Source organism: Corynebacterium sp. 32222D000AT (genome assembly GCF_053546955.1).
The window spans coordinates 1-24,297 of the sequence record NZ_JBPPVW010000021.1; the positions used below are offsets into that span (position 1 = coordinate 1).

The 24,297-nt window shown below is 67.9% G+C and carries 24 protein-coding genes and 1 pseudogene; 13 read left to right on the forward strand and 12 right to left on the reverse strand.

Annotated elements, in window-relative coordinates; genetic code table 11:
- Positions 1-209: 209 nt before the first annotated feature.
- Genes glpK through serS form a run of 4 tightly spaced genes read right to left on the reverse strand, consistent with a single transcriptional unit; the run spans position 210 to position 4,730 of the window.
- Complete coding sequence (gene glpK / locus ACEE23_RS10180; RefSeq protein ID WP_368520006.1) at positions 210-1,676, reverse strand: glycerol kinase GlpK; 1,467 nt, start codon at positions 1,674-1,676, stop codon at positions 210-212.
- Positions 1,677-1,679: 3 nt separating this feature from the next.
- A complete protein-coding gene (locus ACEE23_RS10185) occupies positions 1,680-2,498 on the reverse strand; it encodes an HAD family hydrolase (protein WP_368520007.1) in 819 nt (272 codons plus the stop codon).
- 2 nt (positions 2,499-2,500) lie between these two features.
- On the reverse strand, positions 2,501-3,448 hold the full coding sequence (locus ACEE23_RS10190) for a lysophospholipid acyltransferase family protein (protein ID WP_368520008.1): 948 nt from the start codon (positions 3,446-3,448) through the stop codon (positions 2,501-2,503).
- 22 nt (positions 3,449-3,470) lie between these two features.
- Positions 3,471-4,730 carry a serine--tRNA ligase gene (gene serS / locus ACEE23_RS10195; protein WP_368520009.1) on the reverse strand — a complete coding sequence of 420 codons (1,260 nt, stop codon included), beginning with the start codon at positions 4,728-4,730 and terminating at the stop codon, positions 3,471-3,473.
- 102 nt (positions 4,731-4,832) lie between these two features.
- On the opposite strand from serS, the gene ACEE23_RS10200 reads away from it, so the two are divergent.
- From ACEE23_RS10200 to ACEE23_RS10210, 3 genes are read left to right on the forward strand one after another with little or no spacing between them, the layout of a single operon-like run.
- Positions 4,833-5,585: a GntR family transcriptional regulator gene (locus ACEE23_RS10200; RefSeq protein WP_368520010.1), complete on the forward strand. Its 753-nt coding sequence runs from the start codon at positions 4,833-4,835 to the stop codon at positions 5,583-5,585.
- A 24-nt stretch (positions 5,586-5,609) separates the two neighbouring features.
- The gene (locus tag ACEE23_RS10205) at positions 5,610-6,665 is read left to right on the forward strand and encodes a septum formation family protein (RefSeq protein WP_368520011.1); all 1,056 of its coding nucleotides are present in this window, start codon (positions 5,610-5,612) and stop codon (positions 6,663-6,665) included.
- A gap of 11 nt (positions 6,666-6,676) precedes the next feature.
- Positions 6,677-7,024, forward strand: a complete 348-nt coding sequence (locus tag ACEE23_RS10210) for a metallopeptidase family protein (RefSeq protein ID WP_368520012.1) — start codon at positions 6,677-6,679, stop codon at positions 7,022-7,024.
- Here ACEE23_RS10210 and ACEE23_RS10215 read toward each other — a convergent pair.
- A complete protein-coding gene (locus ACEE23_RS10215) occupies positions 7,021-7,698 on the reverse strand; it encodes a histidine phosphatase family protein (protein WP_368520013.1) in 678 nt (225 codons plus the stop codon). The two genes, ACEE23_RS10210 and ACEE23_RS10215, sit on opposite strands and share 4 nt — an antisense overlap.
- A gap of 19 nt (positions 7,699-7,717) precedes the next feature.
- The gene (pheA, locus tag ACEE23_RS10220; RefSeq protein ID WP_368520014.1) at positions 7,718-8,623 is read right to left on the reverse strand and encodes a prephenate dehydratase; all 906 of its coding nucleotides are present in this window, start codon (positions 8,621-8,623) and stop codon (positions 7,718-7,720) included.
- Positions 8,624-8,656: 33 nt separating this feature from the next.
- Here pheA and ACEE23_RS10225 point away from each other — a divergent pair, with 33 nt between their 5' ends.
- The 3 genes from ACEE23_RS10225 to ACEE23_RS10235 are packed head-to-tail and all read left to right on the forward strand — an operon-like array spanning position 8,657 to position 11,922.
- Positions 8,657-9,808: an amidase gene (locus tag ACEE23_RS10225; RefSeq protein WP_368521316.1), complete on the forward strand. Its 1,152-nt coding sequence runs from the start codon at positions 8,657-8,659 to the stop codon at positions 9,806-9,808.
- Positions 9,805-10,575 carry a CPBP family intramembrane glutamic endopeptidase gene (locus ACEE23_RS10230; RefSeq protein WP_368520016.1) on the forward strand — a complete coding sequence of 257 codons (771 nt, stop codon included), beginning with the start codon at positions 9,805-9,807 and terminating at the stop codon, positions 10,573-10,575. Before ACEE23_RS10225 ends, ACEE23_RS10230 begins: the two co-directional genes overlap by 4 nt.
- Positions 10,576-10,608: 33 nt before the next feature.
- Entirely contained in the window at positions 10,609-11,922 is a 1,314-nt protein-coding gene (locus tag ACEE23_RS10235; protein WP_368520017.1) for an LCP family protein, read from the forward strand.
- Here the strand turns inward: ACEE23_RS10235 and ACEE23_RS10240 are convergent.
- Both ACEE23_RS10240 and ACEE23_RS10245 read right to left on the reverse strand, forming a co-directional pair.
- Positions 11,919-12,836, reverse strand: a complete 918-nt coding sequence (locus tag ACEE23_RS10240) for a DUF5926 family protein (protein WP_368520018.1) — start codon at positions 12,834-12,836, stop codon at positions 11,919-11,921. The genes ACEE23_RS10235 and ACEE23_RS10240 overlap by 4 nt on opposite strands.
- Positions 12,837-12,857: 21 nt before the next feature.
- The gene (locus tag ACEE23_RS10245) at positions 12,858-13,562 is read right to left on the reverse strand and encodes a glycerophosphodiester phosphodiesterase family protein (RefSeq protein ID WP_368520019.1); all 705 of its coding nucleotides are present in this window, start codon (positions 13,560-13,562) and stop codon (positions 12,858-12,860) included.
- Positions 13,563-13,672: 110 nt separating this feature from the next.
- Here ACEE23_RS10245 and ACEE23_RS10250 point away from each other — a divergent pair, with 110 nt between their 5' ends.
- Complete coding sequence (locus ACEE23_RS10250) at positions 13,673-15,472, forward strand: alpha/beta-hydrolase family protein (protein WP_368520020.1); 1,800 nt, start codon at positions 13,673-13,675, stop codon at positions 15,470-15,472.
- A 14-nt stretch (positions 15,473-15,486) separates the two neighbouring features.
- On the opposite strand, the gene msrA is transcribed toward ACEE23_RS10250, so the two are convergent.
- A complete protein-coding gene (gene msrA / locus ACEE23_RS10255) occupies positions 15,487-16,140 on the reverse strand; it encodes a peptide-methionine (S)-S-oxide reductase MsrA (protein WP_368520021.1) in 654 nt (217 codons plus the stop codon).
- Between the two features lie 151 nt (positions 16,141-16,291).
- Between msrA and ACEE23_RS10260 the strand changes: the two genes are divergently transcribed.
- From ACEE23_RS10260 to ACEE23_RS10270, 3 genes are all read left to right on the forward strand, one after another.
- Positions 16,292-16,894, forward strand: a complete 603-nt coding sequence (locus tag ACEE23_RS10260) for a superoxide dismutase (protein WP_368520022.1) — start codon at positions 16,292-16,294, stop codon at positions 16,892-16,894.
- Between the two features lie 310 nt (positions 16,895-17,204).
- Entirely contained in the window at positions 17,205-17,663 is a 459-nt protein-coding gene (locus ACEE23_RS10265; RefSeq protein WP_368520023.1) for a hypothetical protein, read from the forward strand.
- Positions 17,664-17,668: 5 nt separating this feature from the next.
- Positions 17,669-17,860, forward strand: a complete 192-nt coding sequence (locus ACEE23_RS10270) for a helix-turn-helix transcriptional regulator (RefSeq protein ID WP_368520024.1) — start codon at positions 17,669-17,671, stop codon at positions 17,858-17,860.
- A 7-nt stretch (positions 17,861-17,867) separates the two neighbouring features.
- Here ACEE23_RS10270 and ACEE23_RS10275 read toward each other — a convergent pair.
- A pseudogene (locus ACEE23_RS10275) lies at positions 17,868-18,775 on the reverse strand (LysR family transcriptional regulator).
- Between the two features lie 82 nt (positions 18,776-18,857).
- Between ACEE23_RS10275 and ACEE23_RS10280 the strand changes: the two are divergent.
- Both ACEE23_RS10280 and ACEE23_RS10285 read left to right on the forward strand, forming a co-directional pair.
- Positions 18,858-20,015 (forward strand): MFS transporter, encoded by a 1,158-nt coding sequence (locus ACEE23_RS10280; protein WP_368520025.1) that lies wholly within the window; start codon positions 18,858-18,860, stop codon positions 20,013-20,015.
- 12 nt (positions 20,016-20,027) lie between these two features.
- On the forward strand, positions 20,028-21,359 hold the full coding sequence (locus ACEE23_RS10285; RefSeq protein ID WP_368534153.1) for a copper oxidase: 1,332 nt from the start codon (positions 20,028-20,030) through the stop codon (positions 21,357-21,359).
- On the opposite strand, the gene ACEE23_RS10290 is transcribed toward ACEE23_RS10285, so the two are convergent.
- Positions 21,304-22,788, reverse strand: coding sequence for a TM0106 family RecB-like putative nuclease (locus ACEE23_RS10290; RefSeq protein ID WP_368520027.1), 1,485 nt, complete (start codon positions 22,786-22,788; stop codon positions 21,304-21,306). The genes ACEE23_RS10285 and ACEE23_RS10290 overlap by 56 nt on opposite strands.
- A 105-nt stretch (positions 22,789-22,893) precedes the next feature.
- Between ACEE23_RS10290 and ACEE23_RS10295 the strand changes: the two genes are divergently transcribed.
- On the forward strand, positions 22,894-23,529 hold the full coding sequence (locus tag ACEE23_RS10295; protein WP_368520028.1) for a DUF6474 family protein: 636 nt from the start codon (positions 22,894-22,896) through the stop codon (positions 23,527-23,529).
- 106 nt (positions 23,530-23,635) lie between these two features.
- Here ACEE23_RS10295 and ACEE23_RS10300 read toward each other — a convergent pair whose 3' ends face one another.
- Positions 23,636-24,274, reverse strand: coding sequence for a LuxR C-terminal-related transcriptional regulator (locus ACEE23_RS10300; protein WP_368520029.1), 639 nt, complete (start codon positions 24,272-24,274; stop codon positions 23,636-23,638).
- Positions 24,275-24,297: the final 23 nt, after the last annotated feature.

Here is a 24,297-nt window from a genome sequence, read left to right on the forward strand (position 1 = left end):
AAAAACACGCCGGCCAGGTCGAAAAGGCGCTCCAGCTCGTCGCGGCCGGAGCCGGCGGCCGCGCGCTCGGCATCCCAGTCGGCGTGCCAGGCGCCCTCCACGATGTCGATTCCGGGCTGGGTCACGGCAGCCACGAACCTAGAAAAACAATCCCCCGATGTCATGCCCCACACCCTAAGGCAGGACCCACCACCCCGCAACCGGAACGGCTAGTCCTCCCAGCCCAGGGTGCGCTCGACGGCCTCGTTCCAGCGGGAAAAGAGCTGGTCGCGGGTGCCGGCATCCATCTGCGGCTCCCAGCAGGTATCCACGCGCACCAGCGATTCGAGCTCGTCCAAGCTGGACCACGTCCCGCAGCCCAGGCCGGCGGCGAAGGCGGCACCCAGCGCGGTGGTCTCGATTTCCTGTGGCCGCACCACGGTCGCGCCGAGGATGTCGGACTGCAGCTGCATGAGCAGCTCGTTTTCCACCATCCCGCCGTCGACGCGCAGCTCCTCGATGGCCACCCCGGAGTCCTGGACCATCGCCTCGACGACCTCGCGGGTCTGGAAACACGTCGCCTCCAAGGCGGCGCGAGTGATGTGGGTCCGGTCGGCGAAACGGGTGAGCCCCACGATGACGCCGCGGGCATCGGGGCGCCAGCGCGGCGCGAACAGCCCCGAAAACGCCGGCACGATATAGACCCCGCCGTTGTCCTCGGCCGCGATCTCCTCCGAGCTGGCCGCGTCCGGGATAATCCCCAGCTGGTCCCGCAGCCACTGGATGAGCGAACCGCCCACCGCGACCGAGCCTTCCAACGCATAGACCGGATCCCTGCCGGCGCACTGGTAGGCCACGGTGGTCAGCATCCCGTGCTGGGAGTATTTGCGCTCCGCGCCGGTGTTGAGCAGCAGAAAAAGCCCGGTCCCGTAGGTATTTTTCGCGTGCCCGGCGGAAAACCCGGCCTGCCCGAACAGGGCGGATTGCTGGTCGCCGAGTACGCCCGTAATCGGCACGTCCATGAGCGTGCCGCGGTGGCGAACGGTGCCGAAATCCCCGATGGAGGGCCGAATCTCCGGCAGGATGCAGCGCGGGACACCGACCGCATCGCACAGCTCGTCATCCCAGTCCAGGGTGTCCAAATCCATCAGCAGGGTACGCGAGGCGTTGGTCACGTCGGTCGCGTGCACGCGCCCGGCGGTCAGGTTCCACAGCAACCAGCTATCGATGGTCCCGGCCAGCAGCTCCCCCGCCTCGGCCCGCTCGCGCGCCCCGTCGACGTGGTCCAGAATCCACGCGATCTTCGGCCCGGCCGGGTAGGAATTGGCCAGCACGCCGGTCTTGCGCAGCCACTTGTCGGGCTCGTCGAAGCGGTTCGCGTTGCGGGTGTCCTGCCAGACGATGGCCCGGCAGATGGGCTGCCCGGTCTCTTTCTCCCAGACCACGGCGGTCTCGCGCTGGTTGGTGATCCCCAGGGCATCGATGTCGCTGGCGGCGATGTCGACGTCGACCAGCGCCGCCGAGACCGCCCGGCGCGTGTTGCGCCAGATCTCCCGGGCGTCGTGCTCGACCCAGCCCTGCTGGGGCATCAGCTGCCGATGCTCGTACTGCGCCGACCCACAAATCCGGCCCGTGGCATCGACGATGACGCACCGGGTGGAGGTGGTCCCCTGGTCGATGGCGGCGATATACGTCATGGGCTAGAACCACCTTTCCAGAACGCGGGCAACACCAGCCTGACCGTTGGTTTCGGTAATGATGTCGGCGGCTTCCTTGACGTCGTCGTGCGCGTTGCCCATGGCCACCCCGCAGCCGGCCCAGCGCAGCATCTCGATGTCGTTGGGCATGTCCCCGAAGGCGATGACCTCGCTGGCCGCCACCCCGTAGTGCTCGGCCAGGTAGGACACGCCGTGTTCCTTGGTCACGCCGGGGGCGGCGATCTCGAGGAGCCCATCGGGCATGGAATAGGTGACGTGGGCGTCGGTGGCATCGACAAGCGGGGCTAGGCGCGCGTACATCTGCGCCGAGGTCATGTCCAGGTTGCGGACGATGAGCTTGACCGCGGGCTCGGCGACGACATCGGCCCGGTCGGCCACGCCGTAGCCGGGGTAGTCGGTGCGGGCGGCAAAAGGGGCGTCGACGACGTACATGTCCTCGGTCGGGTCGGCCGCGGAGGTCCCGGCGCGCTCGGCCGCCACGGCGATAGATCCCAGTACTTCCTCGGCGCGCTCGACGATGCCCGCCATCACCGCCGGCGACAACTCCTCGGCGCGCACCACGCGGTCGTCCAGGGAGTCGTAGACCACGGCGCCGTTGGAGGTCACGCACAGGGGCCGGACGGGCAGCTGCTCGAGGACCGGCGCTATCCAGCGGTAGGGCCGGCCGGTGGCCAGGGCGAAGTGGGCGCCGGACTCGATAGCGCGGACGACGACGTCGCGGGTGCGGGCGGTCACCCGGTGCGCGGGATCGATGAAGGTGCCGTCAATGTCGCTGGCGATAAAACGCGGGGCGGGAACCACTACTAGGCCTGTTCCTTACGGCCCATCCGGGACAGGCGCCGCAGCTGTCGGTTGGCTTTCTTGGCCAGCTTGTCGTCGGCCTTGCGCAGTTCCTTGGCGGTTTTGCGCTCGGCCTTCTGCTTGCGCTTGCGGGCCTTTTCGGCCTTGTCGGCGGCGTCCATGCGGTTGGCCTCGTCCAGGGTGGGTGCCACCCCGCCGCCGGCGGCCGGCCGCCACGCCAGGCCGTCCTCGAAGGGGCCGTGGTCGCGGTCGTAGTCGGCGCGCACCTGGTCCAGCAGGGCCTGCATGGCGGATTTGAGCCGGTCCATGTCGGCGACGACGTCACCGGTGACCTCGATGGGCGCGCCGACCTTGACGTGCACCGGCAGGTGGTTGCGGCCCAGGTTCTTCTTCCCGCCCTTGGTCCAGATGCGCTGGGAGCCCCAGCAGATCATCGGGATCAGCGGGACCTCGGCGGCCGCGGCGATGCGGGCCGCGCCGTTTTTGAACTCCTTGAGCTCGAACGAGCGCGAGATGGTCGCCTCCGGGAAAATGCCGACCAAGTGGCCGGCGTTGAGGTGCTCGACGGCGGCATCGACGGCGCCGGCGCCGCGGGCGCGGTCGACGGGCACGTGTTTCATCGTGCGCATGAACCGCCCGACGACGGGCACGTCGAAGATTTCCTTCTTCGCCATGAAGCGCACCAGGCGGCGTCCGCGCAGGTGGGCCGGCATGGAGCCGAAGATGAAATCGTAGTAGCCGGTGTGGTTCATCGCCAGCAGGGCGCCGCCGTAGGCCGGGATGTGTTCCATGCCTTCCACGGTGGTGACCACACCCTGCCAGTGCAGGACGCGGCGGGCCAGGCTGACGATGCCCTGATACATCGCCTCCGCGGCTTCGGCGTGCAGCCGGGTGTGCTCGGTGCCTTCCGGGATCCGGAACAGCCCGGAGCGCAGCTCGTACTTGGTCATCGGGTGGCGTCTTTCCGGGACTTTACTTCTTGGGCTCGAGAACGTCCTTGCCCACGAACGGGCGCAGGGCCTCGGGCACGACGACGGAGCCGTCGGCCTGCTGGTGGTTTTCCAGGATGGCCACGAGCCAGCGGGTGGTAGCCAGCGTGCCGTTGAGCGTCGCGGCGATGCGGGCCTTGCCGCTGTCGTCACGGTAGCGGGTCTGCAGGCGACGGCCCTGGAAGGTGGTGCAGTTCGAGGTCGAGGTCAGCTCACGGAAGGTGTCCTGGGTGGGGATCCAGGCCTCGGTGTCGAACTTGCGGGCGGCCGAGGAGCCCAGGTCGCCGCCGGCGACGTCGATGATGCGGTAGGGCACCTCGACGGCCGCGAGCATCTCGCGCTCCATGTTCAGCAGCTTCTGGTGCTGCTCTTCGGCCTCTTCCGGCTTGCAGTAGACGAACATCTCCAGCTTGTCGAACTGGTGCACGCGCAGGATGCCGCGGGTGTCCTTGCCGTAGGAGCCGGCCTCGCGGCGGAAGCAGGACGACCAGCCGGCATAGCGGATGGGGCCGTCGGAAAGGTCGATGATCTCGTCCTTGTGGTAGCCGGCCAGGGCCACCTCGGAGGTGCCGACCAGGTAGAGGTCGTCGCGCTCGAGGTAGTAGATCTCGTCCGAGTGCGCACCCAAGAAGCCGGTGCCGGCCATGATTTCGGGGCGGACCAGAACCGGCGGGATCATCAGCTGGAAGCCGTGCTCGCGGGCCTTCTGGGCCGCCAGCATCATCATGCCCAGCTGCAGGAAGGCGCCATCACCGGTGAGGTAGTAGAAGCGGGCGCCGCCGACCTTGGTGCCGCGGGTGGTGTCGATGAGGCCGAGGGACTCGCCCAGATCCAGGTGATCCTTGGGCTCGAAGTCGAAGGTCGGGACCTCGCCGACGTGCTCGAGCACCACGAAGTCGTCCTCGCCGCCGGCGGGAGCGCCCTCGACGACGTTGGACAGCTGGTACTGCAGCTCGTTGACCTTCTCCTCGGCCGCCTTCTGCTCGTCTTCTGCGGCCTTGACCTTGGCCTTGAGCTCGTTGGAGCCTTCCAGCAGCGCGGGGCGCTCCTCCGGGGAAGCCTGGCCGATCTTCTTGCCGAAGGCCTTCTGCTCGGAGCGCAGGTCATCGGCCTGGGAGATGGCGGAGCGGCGGCGCTCGTCGGCGGCCAGGAGGGCATCGACAAGCGCGGGATCCTCACCTCGGGTGACCTGAGAGGCACGGACGACGTCTGGGTTTTCGCGGAGGAATTTTAGATCAATCACGCATTTGATCCTACCCCACGACCCTATGGTTTGTATCCCCAACTCGACACCAAAATCCCATTTGCTTGCGGTGGTAATAACCAGGGCCTTACGATGGGAAATATGACCAGCCATCCGCACCTGCCACCGCGGGACATCGTGGACGGGCCCATCCCCAAGCACGCGCAGCTGCGCGACATCCTGGACGAGGTCTGCCGGACCACGCTAAAACCGGGGGATTTACTCCCCGGCGAGCGCCTGCTCGAAGAGACCTACGGGGTCTCCCGCATCACCGTGCGGCGGGCCATCGGCGACCTAGTAGCCGCCGGCCGGCTGCGCCGCGTCCGCGGCAAGGGCACCTTCGTCGCCCCCAACCCGCTGGTCTCCCGGCTGCACCTGGCGTCTTTTTCCGACGAGATGGGCGCCCAGGACGTAACGGCCTCGTCGAAGATCCTTTTGTCCGGGCGCACCGCCGCCCCCGAGGAGGTGGCCAAATTCTTCGGCACCGAACCAAACGTGCCGCACACCCACCTGCGCCGCCTGCGGCTGGGCGACGGCGAGCCCTATTCCATCGACGACGGCTGGTACAACTCGGCCTACGTGCCCAACCTGCTAGAAAACGACGTCTACAACTCCGTCTACAACATCCTCGACACCGACTTCGACGTCCCTATCACCGAGGCCGACCAGACCGTCACCGCCATTGCCGCCGATGCCGAGGTCGCCGACCTCCTCGAAGTCGATCCCGGCACCCCGCTGCTGCACATCATCCGGCAGTCGCGCTCGCGGGAAAAGCCCGTCGAGTGGTGTTCCTCGGTCTACCGCACCGACCGCTATCGGCTGACCACCCGCGTGGTTCGTGCGCTCGAACCTTAATGGGAAGGTAAACTGGCAATCCTTATGAGCACTGTGAAGACTTGGCGTTCCGCCGCCGCCATCCAGATTGCGCTGTGTGCTGCGCTCATCGCGGCGGTTTTCGTGGGCTCCTACGAGGTCGTAAGCAATTCCCAGGACTCTGCGACCCAGGCCGGTGGCGGCGGGACCGGCGGCGAGGCCGGCTCCGAAACCGAGGGCCCCGCCCCGACCTTTACCACCGCCGACAAGGGCTCCTGCGTGACGTGGGACTTCAGCGGCTCCGGCGAGGTCACCAACTTCGAGCAGACCGATTGCGGCGAGGAGCACCGCTTCGAGGTCGCCTCCCGCGAGGACCTGAGCATCTACCCGACCAGCGAGTTCGGCGAGTCGGCCCCGCGGCCTGACATCGAGCGCCAGGCCAAGCTGCGCGAGGAGCTCTGCCACGGCGCCGTGCTCCAGTACCTGGACGGCCAGTACGATCCGTCCGGGCGCTTTTCCATCGCCCCCATCCTGCCGCCGAAGGCCGCGTGGGACGAGGGCGACCGCACCATGCTCTGCGGCCTGCAGACCACCGACGAGCGGGGCACCCCGCTGGAGACCAAGGGCAAGGTCGCCGAGGTGGATCAGGCCAACATCGCCAAGCCGGGCGAGTGCCGCTACATCGACGACAACCAGGTGCTGCACACCGTCGACTGCGCGGATCCGCACCAGCTGGAGACCACCCAGATCGTGGACCTGTCGGCCCAGTTCCCGGACTCCTACCCCGCCGACGAGGACCAGAACAGCTACCTCGAAAAGACCTGCACCGACGCCGCCATCGAGTACCTGGGCAGCGAGGAGGCCCTCTACCAGTCCACGCTGCAGCCGTACTGGGGTTCCATCTCGGAGGCCTCCTGGAACGGCGGGACCTCCTCGGTCAACTGCGCGCTGATGCACCCCAATGACCAGGCCGGCTTCTCGGAGATCACCGGTTCCGCCCGCGACGGCCGCGACGCCATGCTCATCGATGGCCAGCCGCCCAAGGAACAGCCCAAGCGCAACCCGCGCCGCGAGGACGCCGGCGCCTCTACCCCGGCTCCCGCACCGGCGCCGGCTCAGTAAGATCAGCAAAGATGTACGCCGTCAGCGAGGAGCGCTTCGACGAACTAGTCGACGACGCGCTGGATAAAATCCCCGAGGAATTCGCGCGTCGCATGCGCAACCTGGCCATCCTCGTGCGCGATTACCACGAGGACGACCCCTACACGCTGGGCCTCTACGAGGGCGTGGCCCTGACCGAGCGCACCCATGACCACACCGGCTTCCTGCCGGACGCCATCTTCATCTACCGCGGCGCGCTCCAGGACTACTGCAACAGCGAGGAAGAGCTAGCCCACGAGGTGGAGGTCACCGTTTTCCACGAGCTGGGCCACTATTTCGGCATCGAGGAAGAAGACCTCCACCGCCTCGGCTGGGGCTAGCCCAGGTCGGTGTCCGCCCACTGGGTGGCGGTCCAGTGGCCGAAGTCCTCGCCGCGCGGCTCGAGGACGGTGTAGCGGCAGTTCGGCAGGTAGCCGGTGAAGGCGAAGTCGGCATCGATGCCGGCGGCGTGCCGGGTCATCACGCGGATGGCCGCGCCGTGGGAGACGACGATGGCGTCTTTTTCGGCGCCGGCGGATTCGGCATCGGCCAGCTGGGCGGCCAGGTGTTCGAGGACCGGGCGGTAGCGGCCGTCGACGTCGGGGTAGGTCTCGCCGCTGGGCAGGCAGGCCGCGGGATCGCCGTCGATCCAGCCGCGCAGGGCGACCTGGAAGCTGCGGTGGGCGTCCTCGCTGTTGTCCATCTCGAAGTCGCCGACGAAAATCTCGTGCAGCCCGGGCACCACGTCCACGGCGACGGAGAACTCGGGCAGGCCGGCCTCCACCTCGAAGGCGCGCATGGCCAGCTGCGCGGTCTGCTGGGCGCGCAGAGCCACGGAGCAATACACCGGGCCCAGGCGCTCCGCGCCGACGATGCCCGCCAGCGCCCGGCCGGCGTCCTGGGCCTGGTAGCGGCCCCGTTCGGACAGCTCCGCGCCCGGCGGGCGGGTGTCGAGGCGCCGGTTGATATTAGATAAGGTCTGGCCGTGCCGAAGCAGGATGATTCTACCGCTCATACCTGCCTACTTTAGGGTCTTATGCGCCGGATTGCAGGGCGCGGACCCAGGCATCGGCGGCGGCGAGATCCGGCATCGTGGGCGCGGGGGCATCGGCCTGCCCGGCGGGCCAGGATCCGAGGAAGATGATCTCCTCGCAGCGCAGCCACAGCGCGCGCAGGGCCTCGGCGACGGGGCGGTCGTCGATGTGGCCGTACAGGTCCACGTAGAAGCGGTAGGTGCCCATCTTCCGGCGGGTCGGCCGCGACTCGATGCGCGTCATGTCCACCCCGCGGTGCGCGAACTCCTGCAGGGCGCCGACCAGGGTGCCGGGCTGGTTGGGCAGGGTGAAAATGACGCTGGTCCGGTCGTGCCCGGTGCGCGGCGTGGGCCGCCCCGGCGGGCCGACCAGTACGAAGCGGGTGGCGGCCCCGGCCACGTCCGCGACCCCGGCGGCGTGGGTGTGCAGGCCGAAGAGCTCGGCGGCCCGGGCGGGCACGGCCGCGCAGTCGACGTCGCCGGCGGCCACGGCCTGCGCCGCCGCGGCGTTCGAGCTCGCGGGGTGGAAGTCCACCTCCGGCAGGTTCTCGCGCAGCCAGCCGCGCACCTGCTGATAGGCCACCGGGTGGGTGCTAAACGTGCGGCACGCGGCCAGCTCCACCCCGGGCCGCGTCACGACGGAAAAGACCACCGGGATATCGACCTCGCGGTAGATCTGCAGCGGGGAGCCCTCGACGACGGCGTCGAAGGTCGCGGTCACCGCGCCGTCCACGGAATTCTCGATGGCCACGCAGGCGCGCTCGGCCCCGCCGGCGCGCACTAAGGCGCAGGCGGCGTGGGGGGAATCGACGGCGACGGGCTCAACGTCGCTGCCGGCCGTGAGCTCGCCCAGCGCGGCCTCGGTAAAGGTACCCGCCGGTCCTAGGAATGCAACCTTCATCGTCATGCGCTCTAGCCTAGCCGGTTAGGCTGTAGACCTATGGAATTCTCCCACGCGCAATTGGCCGCGGATTTGGCCGGGCTCGGCCCCCGCGAGCACGGCTTTACCTATATCGACCACGAGCGGCTGGCCCACCCGGGCCCGCCGCGGCCCGGTCGGTTGAGCGGCTGGGTGTTAAGCGCGAAGGACCTCAACGACGTGGCCGGGATGCCCACCACGCTGGGCTCGGCTAAGCGCGCCTACTTGGCCACCGAGACCGATCCCTTCATCGCGGAGCTGGAGGCGGCCGGCGCCGACATCGTGGGCAAGTCCGCCGCCCCCGAGCTGGGCCTGCGCGTGGACACGGAGCCGGTGGATCTGCCGCACCCGGACAACCCCCGCTACCCCGGCTGCACCCCGGGCGGGTCTTCCGGCGGGGCGGCCATCCAGGTCGCCCGCGGGCTGGTGCGCGCGGCCCAGGCCAGCGATGGCGGCGGGTCTATCCGCGTGCCGGCCGCCGCGTGCGGGGTCGTCGGCTTCAAGCAATCCGGCAGGGAGCTGGGCGTGCCCGGGTTTATCACCCGCTCGGTCGCCGATACCGCCCTACTGCACGACCTGCCGTTGAAAACGCCCGGCCGGTGGCGTATCGGCGTGCTGACCCAGCCGCTGTTCGCCGGCGTGCGGGTGGCCGACCACATCCTGCGCGCCGTCGCCGAGGCCGCCGCGGCGCTCAAGGCCGCCGGCTTTGAGGTCATCGAGGTCTCGCCCTACCCGCATTCGGAGGAGACCTTCGCCGCCTTCACCCGCATCTTCTCCTCCCGGATGGCGGGGCTGGGCCCGCAGGAGGGCTACGCCGAGTGGGTCCGACAGCTGGGGCGCGGCTTCAGCGACGCGGAGGTCGACCGCGCCCACCAGCACGCCGCCCAGCTGCCGCAGCTGTTGTCCGGCTACTGGGCCGTCGATGCCCTGCTCACGCCCATGCTGGCCTTCGATCCGCCGCGCATCGGCGCGTTTAACCGCCTGCCGCACGCGGAGAATTTCGCGGAGCAGACCCGCTGGTCGCCGTGGGGTTCGCTGTTTAACGTCGCGCACCTGCCGGCGATTAGCCTGCCCTGGCAGGTCCCCAACCACCCGCCCGTCGGCGTGCAGCTGGGCGGCATCACGCTTGCCGATGCCGAACTCCTCGCCCTAGCCCACCTCCTCCACCCATGACGCCGGAATCCCCGACCCCGGCGGTCACGGCCCGGCGCACGCTGGTGGCCGAGGTCATCATCGTCCTGTCGCTGTCTTTTGGCGTATCCGGCGTGCGCTCGCTGCTGCGCCTGGTGGATTCGCTACTGGATCCGGCGCCCCTTTCCGAGCAGTCGGTGACGCTGAATTCCTCCCAGTCCGCCATCGCGTGGCTGGACGTCGGCCTGCAGCTGTGCTCGGCCGGCGTGCTCTTTGCCTATGGCGCCCTGGCGCTCTACCTGCTGCGGGTGGGGCCGGCGCCGGTGCGGCGGGCATCGCTGAGCGTAGGCGGGGACAGCCTGCGCGGGGCGGGGCTGGCCGCGCTGATTGGCCTGCCGGGCCTGGCCCTCTACGTCGGCGCCGTGCACCTCGGGCTGTCCAAGGTGGTTGTGCCCGCGGAGTTTTCCCACCCGCTGGTCGAGGCGCCGGTGCTGCTGCTGTGGTCGGCGGCGAACGCCTTCGGCGAGGAAACCGTCGTGGTGGCCTGGCTGATGACCCGGCTGAAACAGCTGGGCTGGAAGCTGCCCGCCGTGCTGGCCGCGACTTCTATTCTGCGCGGTTCCTACCACCTCTACCAGGGGATTTCCGCCGGTTTCGGGAACCTGCTCATGGGCGTGGTCTTTGGCTATTATTACCACCGCACCGGCAAGGTCGCGCCCCTTATCATCGCGCATTTTCTCATCGATGCCGTGGCGTTTATCGGTTATTCCCTACTCAGGGATCCGTCGCTTTTCGGTTTGTTGGGCTAGGTCTGGGCGCGGGCGCCTTGTAGGCTATAGCGCATGAATTATTCAGGACGCGACCATGACCGGGAATCCCGCCGCGCCGGCGATGACTTCGTGCGCGGGGCGGACGGTCGCATCCTGAAAGACCGCTACGGCCGGCCCATCCGCAAGCGGCCCACAGGCTCGCAGGCCGCGTCACATGCCGCCCCGCCGCGGCAAACGCCTCCCCGGCAAACGCCACCGCGGCAGACGCCGCCGCGGCAGGTTCCCCCGGCGCAGCCCCAGCAGCAGGCACAGCAGCAGCCGCCGCGCCAGAAACCGCTGCCGGCCTACGCGCAGCCGCACTACCAGCAGCAGTACCGCCAAGAACACCGCCAGGACTACCCGCCGCAGCCGGAGGCCCCGCGCCGCTACCGGGTGCCGGCGCCGCCGGAGGGGCATCGTCCGCACCGGCGCCGCAAGCGCACCAGCCCGGTCAAGGGCTGCCTGGGCTGCGCCGGCTGGGTGCTGGCCATCGTGGTGGTCGCCAGCCTGGTGCTGATGCTCTGGGCCGATACGCGGCTGACCCGCGTGGAAGCCATGCCCGAACAGCAGGTGGCCAAGACCGCCGGCACCAACTGGCTGCTGGTCGGCTCGGATTCGCGCCAAGGCCTCACCGAGGAACAGCAGGCGGAGCTGGGCACCGGCGGCGACGTCGGGGTGGGGCGCACGGACACCATCATGCTGCTGCACATCCCGTCCAGCGGGAAGGCGCAGCTGATCTCCATCCCGCGCGACTCTTATGTCTCCGTGCCGGGCTTCGGCCAGGACAAGGTCAACGCCGCCTTCACTTACGGCGGCCCGCAGCTGCTGACCGAAACCGTCGAGGGCGCCACGGGCCTGCACATCGACCACTACGCCGAGATCGGCATGGGCGGGCTGGCCAACGTGGTCGACTCCGTCGGCGGCGTCGACATCTGCGTGGCCGAGCCCATCAACGACCCGCTGGCCAACCTGGACGTCCAGCCCGGCTGCCAGAAGCTTGACGGCCCGACCGCCCTGGGTTACGTGCGCACCCGCGCCACCGCCATGGGCGACTTGGACCGCGTGGCCCGCCAGCGCGAATTCTTCGCCGCGCTGCTGGACAAGATCACCTCGCCGGCCACGCTGATTAACCCGTTTAGGACGGTCTCGCTGGTCAACCACGCGGCCTCGTCCTTCATCGTGGGCGAGCACGAGCACGTCTGGCACCTGGCCCGCGTGGCGCTGGCCATGGGTACCGGCGTGGAGACCCAGACCATCCCCATCGGCGGTTTCATGGACACCGAGGTCGGCAACGTGGTCCTGTGGGACGACGCGCAGGCTCAGCAGCTCTTCGATTCGCTGCGTTAGCGTAGGGTGACCTGGCGGGACTTCAGGTTCTGCAGCTGCTTGCGCTCGTCGGCGCTCAGCTGCGCATCGTTAGCGATTTCGGATTCCAGGGCGGCGTCGACGCGCTGGAGTTCGGACTCGAAGGAGGCCGGGTCGGCATCGGCCGGCAGGTCGAAGACTGGGGCGATGACGCCGTGGGTGCGGAAGACACCGGCGAACTTGGTGCCCTCGCCGAGGTTCATCTCCTCGCGGGCGGCCACGCGGGCAATCGCGTTGAGGAAAGGGGACTCGTCGTCGGTGGGGCGGACCCAGCGGATATAAGACTTGTCGCCGCCGGCGGCCCAGAAGGCGGTGCCGCTGATATCGGCGCCGACCGGGTGGGTCTCCACCACGGACTGGTTGGCGGCCTGCAGGGACTGCTGGACGGCCGGGTTGCTGGGAGCGCCCTCGGGCACCCACCAGGAAAAGTCCTGGAAGACCTCGACGTCGAGGTCTACGGAGGCATCGATAAGCTCGCTGAGCTGCGGCTCCGAACCGTCCGCGGCCGTGGACTCGAGGGTCTCGCCCGCGCCGTGGTTTTTCACCCAGTTCAGGGCGAAGGCCAGGTCGCGACCCGGGTTGTGGGTGTGCGACTGGACCTGCAGGGCCACGAAGGCGGCCCCGCCGTACTCGTCGTCCCGGATGAGCGCCGCCGATGCACCCGGCAGCACCGTGGCCAGGTACACGTCGCGGTCGATGCCCTTGACCGGCAGCTTCGCGTACGCCGAGGGGACGAACTCCTGCATGGCCACCAAGGTGGATTCCGCTTGCAGTCCGCCGAAGGGGCGCGGGTCCTTTTCTAGGGCAGCGCGCTCGGCCGCGCGGGCGGCGAGCTTGGCCTGCCGGCGGGACATGCCCTCCGGCAGATCTTCCTTTTTCTTCTTCTTTTTAGCCATGCCCCCTAAGATACCTGGCGTTTAATACTTAATGGCGTGGAGGGCGACTTCCGGCTGGTTCGTGGCCAGCACGTCGACGCCGTTGGCCCACGCCCACTTGATGTCGGCCTGCCGGTCCACGGTCCACAGGTAGGTCGGCAGCCCGTGCGCGCCGATGGCCGAGGGCTGTATCTTGGCGCGCATGAGCGACATGCCCAGGCCCGTCGCGTCCGGCAGCAGCATGTCCCGCCGGTTGACGTGGCGCTCCCAGTCGCGGCGCAGGTAGATGCGGTCCACCTGCGGCGCCAGCTGCCGCATGCGGCGGATGGCCCGGCGCGAGAAAGAAATGACGTGGATGCGCGGATCATTCAGCATGCCCGCATACCGTAGGCGCAGCACGACCTGCTCTTCCAGCACGTCGCCCGGGGTGCCGGGGTGCTTGGTCTCGATGTAGAGGTGCCGGTCGGTGGCGCGGACGAGTTCGAGCAGCTCGTCGAGGAGCAGCGGCCGCTGCCCGCCGCCGATGTCCGCGCGGGCGACCTCCGCCCACTTCATGCGGGAAATCACGCCGGTGCGGTCCGCGGTCCGGTCCAGCTTGGCGTCGTGGATGACCACCACGTAGCCGTCCTGGGTCAGGCGGACGTCGCATTCGATGCCCCAGATGTCCAACCGCAGCGCCGCCGCGAAAGATGCCTCGGAGTTTTCCGGGTATTTGCCGGAATATCCGCGGTGAGCCACGATATCCACGCGCGCAAGCCACCTCTTTTCTTCTGCCGCCCGGTTAGGTCTCTGGAGCCGACCTTTCACACTCTAACCCCGTTCCGGCTGTCCTGCAGAGGGGCCGAGGTTCTGCAATGATGGCAGGCATGAAACGCTTCCTCCGGCGCACGGGCTACCGCTTCGCTAGCGGTGCGCTGCGCGCGGGCATCTTCTCGCTCGAGGTCTTAAGCGATCTCACGCCGGGGGTGCGCATGACCGGGCGGCGCCGGCTGCCACAGAACATGGCCGGCGGGATCCTGGGCGCGGAGCTGGCCACGTGGGCGGCCATCTCGCCCTCGCTGCTGCCGCGGCCGTGGTGGGTGACCGCCGCGAACGTGGCCATCGGGCAGGCGGCCGGCCACTGGGCGGGCGCGACCGCGGCCTATGTGGCGAAGGAATTCCTGCGTTCTATCGGCAAGCGCCCGCAGGACCGGCTGACCTACCAGTACCGGCACCGGATCGCGCTGGGGCTGGCGGCAGTGACGGCGGGCATGACCGCGCTGTCGGTGCGCAACCAGCGCAAGCAGGCGCAGCTGGTGGACAAGGACAACGACCGCGGCCCGGCCCAGGCCCTGGCCGGTACCGTCGTGGGCACCCTGGGATATGGCAGCCTGCTGCTGCTGGGCGAGGCGGTGCAGGCCTCCGTCGACCAGCTGTCGAAGGGGCTGCGGCGCTGGCTGCCGGCGCTGGTGGCCTGGCCACTGGGCGCGGCCGGCCTGGCGGCGGTGGTCTTCGTCTTGTCCAACCGCGTGCTGTTTAGGACCTGGATCCGCAACGTGACCGCCCGCGCCCAAGAGCTCAACCGGACGGTTTTCCCGGGGTCCACCATGCCCTGGGAGCCGGAGCGCTCCGGCTCGCCGTGGTCCTACGAGCCGTGGACAGCCGTCGGGTTGCAGGGGCGCTCCTTCCTATCCAGCGGGCCGCGCGCGGACGACATCAAGGCAGCGATGGACTGCGAGCGCGCCCACGAGCCGATCCGCATCTATGCCGGGCTGGTGCCGGGCCGCTCCATCCGCAACGCCGCCCGCCAAGTCATCGCGGAGATGGAGCGCACCGGCGCGTTCTGGCGCAACACGATTGTCATCCAGATGCCCGCCGGCTCCGGCTGGCTCAACAACTGGTCCACCTGCTCCTACGAGTTCCTCACCCGCGGCAACTGCGCCACGGTCACGCTCCAGTACGACGTTCTGGCCAGCGTGTTTTCCTACGTGGTGGATCCGGACGGGCCCGTGCGGGCCGCTTGGGAGCTCATCACGGCGGTCAAGCACCGCCTGGAAGACTTGCCGGAGGGCGACCGCCCGCGGCTCTACTTCGCCGGCGAGTCCCTGGGGGCCTACGCCATCCTGGACAACTACGAGTCCGTGGACGACCTGCTCGCTGCCTGCGAAGGCGCCGTGTTTTCCGGCCCGCCCCGCATGAGCCGTTTTACTTCCGAGCTCCAGCGCGATCCCGGCTCCCTGGAGCGCGTGCCGGTCATCGATGGTGGCAAGCACATCCGCTTCGCCGCAGCCACCCCGCACACCCGGCACGACGCTTTCGGCCACAGCTACCCGCAGACCTGGCAGCGCCCGCGCGTGCTGATTGCCCAGCACGCCTCCGATGCCATCGTGTGGTGGGACAAGGCGCTGGCCTTCCGGCGGCCGGGCTGGATTCACGAGCCACAGCCCGACACGGCGTACGCCGACACCTTCAAGGAGATGTTCTGGGCTCCGTTTATCACCTTCTGGCAGATCGGGCTCGACCAAGTCAACTCCCTCAACGTGCCCGGCGGGCACGGGCACAACTACTTCTCCGAGATGTTCTGGTACTGGGACAGCGTTCTCGGCTCGCAGTCCCGCGTGGCGCTGACCCCTAGCCGGGCGCGCCGGATGGAGGAGTTCATCCGCCGCGACGCCTAGGCGCTCCTACCGCCCTATCCGCACTTGACGCCGGTGCTGTGGTGCGGGCAGTAGCCGTGCGGGTTCTTGGCCAGGTACTGCTGGTGCTCGTCCTCGGCTAGGTAGTACTCGCCGGACGGGGTATCGCCGAGCAGCTTTACCTCGGTGGTGGTCTCGCCGAAGCCGTGGTCGGCCAGCTTGTCCGCGTAACGCTCGACCAGCTTCTCGATGACCTCTTTGTCCTCCTGCGTGCGCGGGTAGAACGCCGAGCGGTACTGGGTGCCGACGTCGTTGCCCTGGCGGTAGCCCTGGGTCGGGTCGTGGGCCTCCAAGGCCTTGACCACCAGCTCTTCCAGGCTGATCTGCTGCGGGTCGTAGGTGACCTCGACGACCTCGGCGTGGTTGGTCAGGCCGCGGCAGACCTCGTAGTAGGTCGGGTTCGGGGTATTACCGCCGGCGTAACCGACCGAGGTGGACTCCACCCCGCCAGTTTCCCAGTACATCTTCTCTACGCCCCAGAAGCAGCCGATGCCCAGCAGGAGGGAGCGCTGCCCCTCCTTCCACGGGCCGGTAATCGGCGTACCGAGGACGGCATGCGTTTGTGGCTCGGGAAGCACCGGCTCTGCGCGACCCGGCAGGGTTTCTTGTGCGTCGACAATCTTCGGCGCCGGTCCAAACAACCACGACATGGTTTAGTTCCTTTCCGGATTAATTTCGGGACAATCTCAACGAACAATTTTGAAGTTGTACTGCGGGTTTATAGATTTTTGCAAGAATTTCGTTGCGAAATCTACAAACCAGCCTATTATGGGGCCCGTACCCAACGAAAGGATAATAATCATGGCTGTTTACGAACTTCCCGACCTGCCGTACGACTACGACGCCCTAGAGCCGCACATCTCCGCGGAGATTATGCAGCTGCACCACGACAAGCACCACAACACCTACGTGCAGGGTGCTAACGCTGCACTCGAGGCTCTCGAGGCCGAGCGCAACGGCGAGGCTAACGCTGACCGCATCCGCGCCCTGTCCAAGAACCTGGCGTTCAACCTGGGTGGCCACACCAACCACTCCATCTTCTGGAAGAACCTGTCCCCGAACGGTGGCGGCCAGCCGACCGGCGAGCTGGCTGAGGCCATCGACCGCGACTTCGGCTCCTTCGAGAAGTTCCAGGCTCACTTCGCTGGCGCTGCTACCAGCCTGCAGGGCTCCGGCTGGGCCGTGCTGGGTTACGACCACATCGCCGGCAAGCTCATCATCGAGCAGCTGACCGACCAGCAGGGCAACGTTTCCGTTAACTTCACCCCGCTGCTGATGCTGGATATGTGGGAGCACGCATACTACCTGCAGTACAAGAACGTGAAGGCTGACTACGTCAAGGCCTTCTGGAACGTCGTCAACTGGGACGACGTTGCCGAGCGCCTGGCTGCCGCTGAGAAGTAAGAAAAGCAACTCAGCGCCTTCCAGCGTTTCCAGCTAAAGGGCCGGCCCCCGCGCGGGGGTCGGCCCTTTTTCGATCCTGTAGGATGCGCGGAAAATCGGCTTCTACCACCAGGTCTGCGCGTATCCCCAGGACACCGTTCGCCTTCAGGCGCAAAGGCCGATGGATTGACATAGCAAAGCCCCCTTGACGGTAAAGCACGCTTAACATATACTCGTATACGTAAAGCACACTTGACTAAAACGCGGCCAGAGTAAGGCCAAAAGCCGAAGCAAGCCGGCGATGTCACTCAGGCCAGGAAAGGGGTAAACCATGGAAACGAAAACACGCCTCGGCCGGATGCGTTCCGGCGGCAGCCAGCGCAAGCTGATGTTGACCTCCGCTGCGGCAGGTGCGATGACCGCGGTCATAGTTGGCGCGGTTCTGACCACACTGACGGGCCACACGGGAGTATCCGCCGGGTTGACCGTCATGATATACGCCGCGTGCCTGTTCCCGGTGGGGTTCGTCGCATGGTGGGCTGTGTTGGTAGACCGCTCAACCATCGCGGGGGCGCCGGCCCAGCCGGAGAAATCAATCGAGTCTCGCTGGTACGACCAGGCAGCCCAAAGCACTTTCCACGTCTGCCTGTGGGCAGTAGGCGCGCTCGGAGTGGTCTCGGTATTCTGGGACTTCCAGGTCTCCGCCCACTGGTTAACCATCGGTCTAGGCACGTTCCTAGCGGTCGTTTTCTGGGGTTCGTACCTGCTCCACAAGCGGCGCGAGTCCTAAGCGCTATGAACAACCGGCTACGCGAGTACCGCGCTACACACAACCTGTCCCAACAAAAACTGGCCGACACCTTAGGCGTATCCCGCCAGACGGTCATCAGCCTGGAAAAAGGTCGCTACGATCCGTCGCTGCCGTTAGCGTTCCAGCTGGCAGCCTTCTTCGACTGCACGATCGAGGACCTTTTCATCCCGGATTAGCCCCCTGTTAGCCTCCGCTAACACCCGGCCTGGCAGCCGGGCGCCCCTCAGCCTGGCAGGCGAAGTCGCGGAACTGGGCGACGGCCGGGGCGTCGTCGCCGGGGCGCCAGACCAGGCCGAGCTCGCGGTAGGCTGGCGGGTCTAGCGGGATGACGTTGCGGGCCTGCAGGTACGGGTCTTCCAGCGGCAAAAGGGCGCTGCCCAGGCCGGCTTCGACGAGCCCCGCGACGGTGGTCAGCTCCATCGACTCGAAGACGAAGCGCGGGGTGATGTCGGCCGCGGCGACGAGGTCGTCCAGGAACATACGGGTCCCGTAGCCCGGCAGCATGCCGATGAAGGGCTCGCCGTCGAACTGCGCCATCGTGACGGTATCGGCGTTGCCCACCCAGTGCTCGGCGGGCACGGCAATGCCAAGGCGCTGGCGTTCCAGCAGCGCCCAGCTCAGCGCGTGCGGGGCGGCATCGAGCGGGCGCGGGCCCACGAGCGCGAGGTCGGCCTCGCCGGCCAGGACGCGGTCGACCAGCTCTTGGGCTGCGCCTTGGTGGAGTTGGAACTCGACGTGCGGGTAGCGGGCGCGGTAAGTGCGCAAGAGGTCGGGGACCATCCAGGTGCCCAGCGAGTGCATGAAATCCAGGCGCACCGTGCCCCGGTCGGGGTCCATCAGGCGGGCGACCTCCGCGGTCCCGCGGGAAAGCTCCGCCACGGCTGTGCGCGCGTGGGCAGAAAACCCGCGCCGCGACTGTTGAGCACCACGCGGTGGCCAACACGGTCGAAGAGGCTCGCGCCGGCGGCCTTTTCCACGCGTTGGATGCGCCGGCTGAGGGTGGGTTGGCTGATGCCGAGGCTGTCGGCGGCCGCCCCGACGGCGCCGGTCTCCGCGGTGGCAATGAAACCGCGCAGGTCATCCACATTCATGCAGGAAGTGTATCAACTCTTGCTATTTTCCACATTTTACACATAGACCCCGCGCGGGCATGCTGAGAATATGCCGAGAGCCATGCCCCGAAATACCCGCGCCACCGTCGCCATGCTCTGCGTCGGGTTGGCGGTCTTTTCCTGCCTGTATTCCACCCAGGCCATCCTGCCGGAGCTGGTCAGCGAGGTGGGCTTGAGCTCCACGGCGGCCGCGCTGACGGTCTCCGCGGCGACGGGCGCGCTGGCGGTCTGCGTGGTACCCGCCTCCATCCTCTCCGAGCGCTTCGGCCGCGGGCGGATCCTTTTGGTCTCCTGCCTGGCGGCCACGCTGGTTGGCTTCGCGGTGCCGTGGGCGTCCAGCCCCGCGCTACTCATCGGGCTGCGCGCCGTCCAGGGCGCCCTCATGGCGGGCGCGCCCGCGGTGGCGATGGTCTGGCTCTCGGAAGAGCTTAACGCCCGCGCGCTGCCGCGGGCGATGGGCCTGTATATCGCCGGCACCTCCATCGGCGGCCTGATGGGGCGCCTTATCCCCTCTGGCCTGCTGGAGCTGACCTCGTGGCGCTGGGCGCTGGCCGGTTCCGCGCTGGTCTCCTTCCTCTTCGCCGTCGCGGCGGCGTTCCTGCTGCCGAAGCAGCGCAACTTCACGGCCAAAGCTCTTAACCCCCGGCGCGAGTTCGCCGCCATGCTCGAGCACTGGCGGACCAAGGAACTCGGCCTGCTGTTCTTGGTCGCCCTGCTGGCGATGGGCTCTTTCGTCTCCATCTACAACTTCATCTCTTTCCGACTCATCGAGACCTTCGGGCTGCCGCAGGCGCTGGTCAGCTTCGTCTTCCTGCTTTATCTCTTCGGCACCTGGTCGTCTGCCCAAGCCGGCAAGCTGGCCGCCGAGCACGGCCGGGGGACCACCCTGCTGGGCGCGTGCGTGCTCTTCGGCGTGGGCATCGCGCTCACCCTGGGCCCCCTGGTGGCAACGATTGCCGGCATGCTGCTGCTGACCGTGGGCTTTTTCGCCGCCCACTCCACGGCCAGCGGCTGGGTCGGCGCCGTGGCTAAACACGACCGGGCGGAGGCCTCCAGCATGTACGTCTTTTGCTATTACTTCGGCTCCTCGGTGCTGGGCGCTTTCGCGGGAACGCTGTTCGGGGCGTTCAACTGGTCCATCTTCGTGGCCTTCTACGTGCTGGTTTCCGTGATCCTTATCGCCATCGCCGCAACGCTGAAGCGGCGCGCGGTGGGATAAACTAGGGAAATTATGGAGAAAATACCCAACAAGAAGTGGTCGGGGAAGAGCTGGCACCGCCGCGCCAGCAAGCCAATCACGCTGTGGATGATGGTCTTCATCCTGGCCGGGGCGGTGCACACCCTCATCCCTAATTACCGTTGGGTGCTCATCCACCTGTTCACCCTGGGCATGGTGACCAACAACATCGTCGTCTGGTCGCAGTACCTGACCGAGAAATTCGTCCAAGCCCGCCTGCCCGACTCGGCCCGCCCGAACCAGCTGCGGCGGATCTACATCCTCAACGTGGGCGTGGTTCTGGCCATCATCGGCCAGGCCCTCGACGACATCTGGGATCTGCACTTCATCCTCACGCAGCTGGGCGCACTCATCGTCGGCGCCATGCTGCTCTGGCACGGCGCTAGCCTGACCCAGCAGTGGCGCGGGATCGACAGCGCCAAGCGCTTCCGCCCCATCATCCTGGGCTACGTCGGCTCGGCGCTGTGCCTGCCCGTCGGCGCGTTCTTCGGCGCCATCTTGTCCATGGGCCTGTCCGAGCCCTGGTACGGGCGGTTGCTGACCGCCCACGTGGTGGCCAATATCGGCGGTTTCGTCGGCTTGGCCGCCGCGGCCAGCCTGACGGTGCTCTTCCCCACCATGTGGCGGACCAAGGGCATCACCACGCGGATGAACCCGACGCTCATCCTCCTCGCGGTGGGCACCGCCGTGACCATCGCGGGCGCGCTCAGCAGCCTCGCGTGGCTAACCGGCGCGGGCCTGGTGGTCTACGCCGCCGGCTGGCTGGCCAGCCTCCAGCAGTGGCTGCGCAACGTCGGCGCCGTGCTGGCCGAGCCGCGCGACCGGGTCAGCTACCCGGCGGTCTCCGTGCTGGCGGCGGTGACCTGGCTGGCGCTGACCATCGTCTACCTGGCCGTCAAGGTTTTCATCAGCGGCGACCCGGAGCCGCTGCCGACGCTGCCACTGCTCATCGGCTTCGCCGGCCAGCTGCTCATCGGTGTGCTCAGCTACATCATGCCCACGACGATGGGCGGCGGCCCCGCAGCCGTGCGCGCGGGCCTGAAGGAGATGAACCGCGGCGGTCTGTTCCGCTCCACGCTGATTAACGGCGGGCTCATTATCTGGCTGATTACGCAAAAGTCCTGGCTCGCGGTCTTCTCCTCGGTGCTGTGCATCATCCCGCTGGCCGCCTTCCCCATCTTCATGATCCGCGCGGTCAAGGCGCAGAAGGCCGTGCTGATGAAGCAGGCCGAGGGCCCGGAGCCGGGGACCGAGTCCCAGTGGGGGCAGATCACTGCTGGTCTGGTGACCCTGGCGCTGCTGTTGGCGGTTTTTGGAGGTATCTAACGCCCGGCGCGCCCGCGCTCATCCAGTCGCGGACCGCGCGGGTGGCGCGCGTGTCGTCCGCGTTGTACGTCAGCAGTGCCTCGCGCACGGCGGTATCCCCGCGCAGCGCCGCCCGGCGCGCGGTCACGGATTCCTCGCCGGCGAAATCGCCCTGCCGCCAGTGAAAGCCCGCGTGCGGGGCCACGGCCTTGAGCCCTAGCCCGGACGGCCCAAGGAAATGGGCCTTGACGTGGGCGAACAAGTCGACCCACTCGGGCGAGGATAGGAAGCTTTCCACCTCGGCCAACGCGGGCTGACCGAAGCGCTTGGCGGACATGCGCATCCAGTGGTTCTCGCCGTGCGCGGAGTAGCAGTAGGCCGCGAAGGTCTGGCCCGCCGCGTGGGCGCGAGCCCGGATGCCCATCAGCCAGTCCCAGAACGCAGAGAAGTTGTGGGCCTCGGCCCTCCCGCCTAGCGGCTCCCAGGTCACGAAGGGGTGGTATTCGCCGGCATACCACGCACCCCAGAGGTAGGCGCCTTGGTCCAGGTAGGCCTCCATGTCCACGTCGACCTCCACGTCGGCGCGCGGGACGGTCGGCACGTCGCGGGCCAGCAGCGTTATCCCCTCCCGCCACGCGGCGGCGAGCTGGGAGGCCGGGTAGAGATCGGCATCGATAAGCGCCTGGACGCTGTCAATGCCCTGCTCGCGGTACGGGTCGGCCTTATCGCCGGGCAAGAACAGGCTGATGTCGTCGACGGCTGCCAACTCCGGCTCGCAGACGGGCCAGAACCGGCAGCTGGCGCATTCTTTGACCCGGCGCGGCGCCTGAGGCAGCGGGCGGGCCAGGGCGGTATCCAGCGCGGCCTGGTAGCGCTGCGTTTCGGTGAAGAAGGTCAGCTGGCGGTCCTGCCCAATGATCCCGGCCCGGCCCGCGTACTGCTCGCCAAGGGTCCGCTCCGCAAGCGCCAGCCGGTAGCCGTCGGCCACGTGGTGGCGCGCCTGGTAGGGCAGCGGCAGGGGATCGCTCAGCCCCAGCCGATGGGTGGGCACGCCCGGCAGCGTCTTGCCGGGCTTCTTCCGCGCCACGCGGTGGTTGGAGACCAGCACCGGGACGATCCCGTCCGCGGTGCGCAACAGAAGGTCGACGTTGACGGCTACCCCCTCGGCGATGAGTACCCCGCCGGTGATGTGGGTGTGCGCGCCACCTAGGGCGCGCTGGGTGGCGGCGGCGCGCTGGGAGGCATCGTCAGCCGGCAGGGGCCCTAGGTCCTTGCGGCGGACCTTTTTGCCCTGCTGGGGCAGCTGTTCAGCGACGGCTTGGCGGGCGGCGCGCAGCCTGTCGGCCCGCGCGGCGGCGGAGGCAGGGGCGGGAATTTCGGGGAAGCGCCGGGCCTGAACCCGCCGGTACTGGCACCCCACCAGATCCGACGCCGTCAACCAATCGCTCACCCGCCCGAGCTTAATAGACTGGGACAGGTAATGTTGAATGCAGCACTACACTGCAAACAAATAGTTCCCAAGACAACGACCTTCAACCACAGTGAGGACACAGTCATGAGCCTGCTCAAGAAAGTTCGTAAGCTCCGCGCCCAAGCCAAGGCAGAAGCCAAGGCCGCTAAGGCCCGCGCCCGGGCCGAGGTCAAGGAGGCCTCCAAGGCGGAGCGCCGTCAGCATAAGCTGCTGGCCAAGCAGGAAAAGAACTTGCTGAAGTCGGAAGAAAAGGGCCTGAAGAAGCGCCGCAAGCACGAGGAAAAGATGGCCAAGCAGGAGCTGGAGAAGCTCAAGGCCGGCCGTTTTAACTCCGACAACGTCAAGCGCTACGCCGGCGCCGCCCGCGTGGCCGTCCCGCTGCTGCTGCCGCTGGCCTACCGCGGCCTGGTGGCCCTGCGCGAAAACAACGAGAAGCGCCAGGCAAAAAAGGCCGGCGTCTCCCGCGACCAGCTCGCCTCCTTTGCCGGCCACGGCGCCTCCCTGAAGGCCCGCACCCAGGGCATCCGCAACTCGCTGGAGGGCACCGACCTGCCGGCCGGCTTCAAGCGCGACGTGCGCGACCGCCTCGACGAGCTCGACGCGGCCACAGACAACGCAGAGTTCATGACCGCCGATCAGCGCCGTCGCGCGCACTCGTCGATCAACACCGACATCGACGGCGTCACCTACGACATCCAGCAGCGCCTCACCACCGCCTAAAACGCGGCTTAACTAAGCCCACAGCAAAACCCCGGCTCCAGCATCTACCTGCAGGACCGGGGTTGAGCTTTGCCTGCGCGCCCGGGTGGGCGGCGCGGGTGGGCGTCTAGAGCACGCCCTGCTCGCGGGCGGCGGCTACGGCCGAGGTGCGCGAGCGCACGCCCAGCTTGTCGTAGATGTGCACGAGGTGGGACTTCACGGTGGCCTCCGAGAGCATGAGGTCCTGGCCGATCTGGCGGTTCGAGGCGCCGGCGGCCACCAGCTTGAGCACCTCCAGCTCGCGCGGGGTCAGCGAGGTGCGCGGGGTGCGCACGCGCGTCATCAGGCGGTCGGCGACCATGGGCGACAGGGCCGAGTCCCCGTCCGCGGCCGAGCGCACCGCGGCGAGCAGCTCCGCCGGCGGGGCGTCCTTGAGCAGGTAGCCGAGCGCGCCGGCCTCGATGGCGCCTAGGATGTCCGCGTCCGTGTCGTAATTGGTCACGACCAGTACCTTCGGCGGGTGCTCCATGCGGGAGCGGATGGCGGCGGTGGCCTCGGCCCCGCCCATCACGCGGGTGCCTTCCACGCCCGCACCGAAGCGCAGGTCCATCAGCAGCACGTCGATGCCGCCGGCCTGGGCCGCCGAGATAGCCGCTTCGGCCGTGGCCACCTCCCCGACCACCTCGATGTCGTCGGCCTCCTCGAGCACGGCGCGCAGCCCTAGTCGGACGATTTCGTGGTCGTCAGCTAGCAGAACCCTAATCACGTGGAGCCTCTCCTTTTTGTGGA

Excerpts from the sequence above, each read along its gene's own strand:
- glpK (WP_368520006.1), bottom strand. The coding sequence starts at position 1,676 with ATGACGTATATCGCCGCCATCGACCAGGGGACCACCTCCACCCGGTGC.
- ACEE23_RS10190 (WP_368520008.1), bottom strand. The coding sequence starts at position 3,448 with ATGACCAAGTACGAGCTGCGCTCCGGGCTGTTCCGGATCCCGGAAGGC.
- ACEE23_RS10200 (WP_368520010.1), top strand. The coding sequence starts at position 4,833 with ATGACCAGCCATCCGCACCTGCCACCGCGGGACATCGTGGACGGGCCC.
- ACEE23_RS10205 (WP_368520011.1), top strand. The coding sequence starts at position 5,610 with ATGAGCACTGTGAAGACTTGGCGTTCCGCCGCCGCCATCCAGATTGCG.
- ACEE23_RS10210 (WP_368520012.1), top strand. The coding sequence starts at position 6,677 with ATGTACGCCGTCAGCGAGGAGCGCTTCGACGAACTAGTCGACGACGCG.
- ACEE23_RS10215 (WP_368520013.1), bottom strand. The coding sequence starts at position 7,698 with ATGAGCGGTAGAATCATCCTGCTTCGGCACGGCCAGACCTTATCTAAT.
- pheA (WP_368520014.1), bottom strand. The coding sequence starts at position 8,623 with ATGACGATGAAGGTTGCATTCCTAGGACCGGCGGGTACCTTTACCGAG.
- ACEE23_RS10225 (WP_368521316.1), top strand. The coding sequence starts at position 8,657 with ATGGAATTCTCCCACGCGCAATTGGCCGCGGATTTGGCCGGGCTCGGC.
- ACEE23_RS10230 (WP_368520016.1), top strand. The coding sequence starts at position 9,805 with ATGACGCCGGAATCCCCGACCCCGGCGGTCACGGCCCGGCGCACGCTG.
- ACEE23_RS10235 (WP_368520017.1), top strand. The coding sequence starts at position 10,609 with ATGAATTATTCAGGACGCGACCATGACCGGGAATCCCGCCGCGCCGGC.
- ACEE23_RS10240 (WP_368520018.1), bottom strand. The coding sequence starts at position 12,836 with ATGGCTAAAAAGAAGAAGAAAAAGGAAGATCTGCCGGAGGGCATGTCC.
- ACEE23_RS10250 (WP_368520020.1), top strand. The coding sequence starts at position 13,673 with ATGGCAGGCATGAAACGCTTCCTCCGGCGCACGGGCTACCGCTTCGCT.
- msrA (WP_368520021.1), bottom strand. The coding sequence starts at position 16,140 with ATGTCGTGGTTGTTTGGACCGGCGCCGAAGATTGTCGACGCACAAGAA.
- ACEE23_RS10260 (WP_368520022.1), top strand. The coding sequence starts at position 16,292 with ATGGCTGTTTACGAACTTCCCGACCTGCCGTACGACTACGACGCCCTA.
- ACEE23_RS10265 (WP_368520023.1), top strand. The coding sequence starts at position 17,205 with ATGGAAACGAAAACACGCCTCGGCCGGATGCGTTCCGGCGGCAGCCAG.
- ACEE23_RS10270 (WP_368520024.1), top strand. The coding sequence starts at position 17,669 with ATGAACAACCGGCTACGCGAGTACCGCGCTACACACAACCTGTCCCAA.
- ACEE23_RS10280 (WP_368520025.1), top strand. The coding sequence starts at position 18,858 with ATGCCCCGAAATACCCGCGCCACCGTCGCCATGCTCTGCGTCGGGTTG.
- ACEE23_RS10285 (WP_368534153.1), top strand. The coding sequence starts at position 20,028 with ATGGAGAAAATACCCAACAAGAAGTGGTCGGGGAAGAGCTGGCACCGC.
- ACEE23_RS10295 (WP_368520028.1), top strand. The coding sequence starts at position 22,894 with ATGAGCCTGCTCAAGAAAGTTCGTAAGCTCCGCGCCCAAGCCAAGGCA.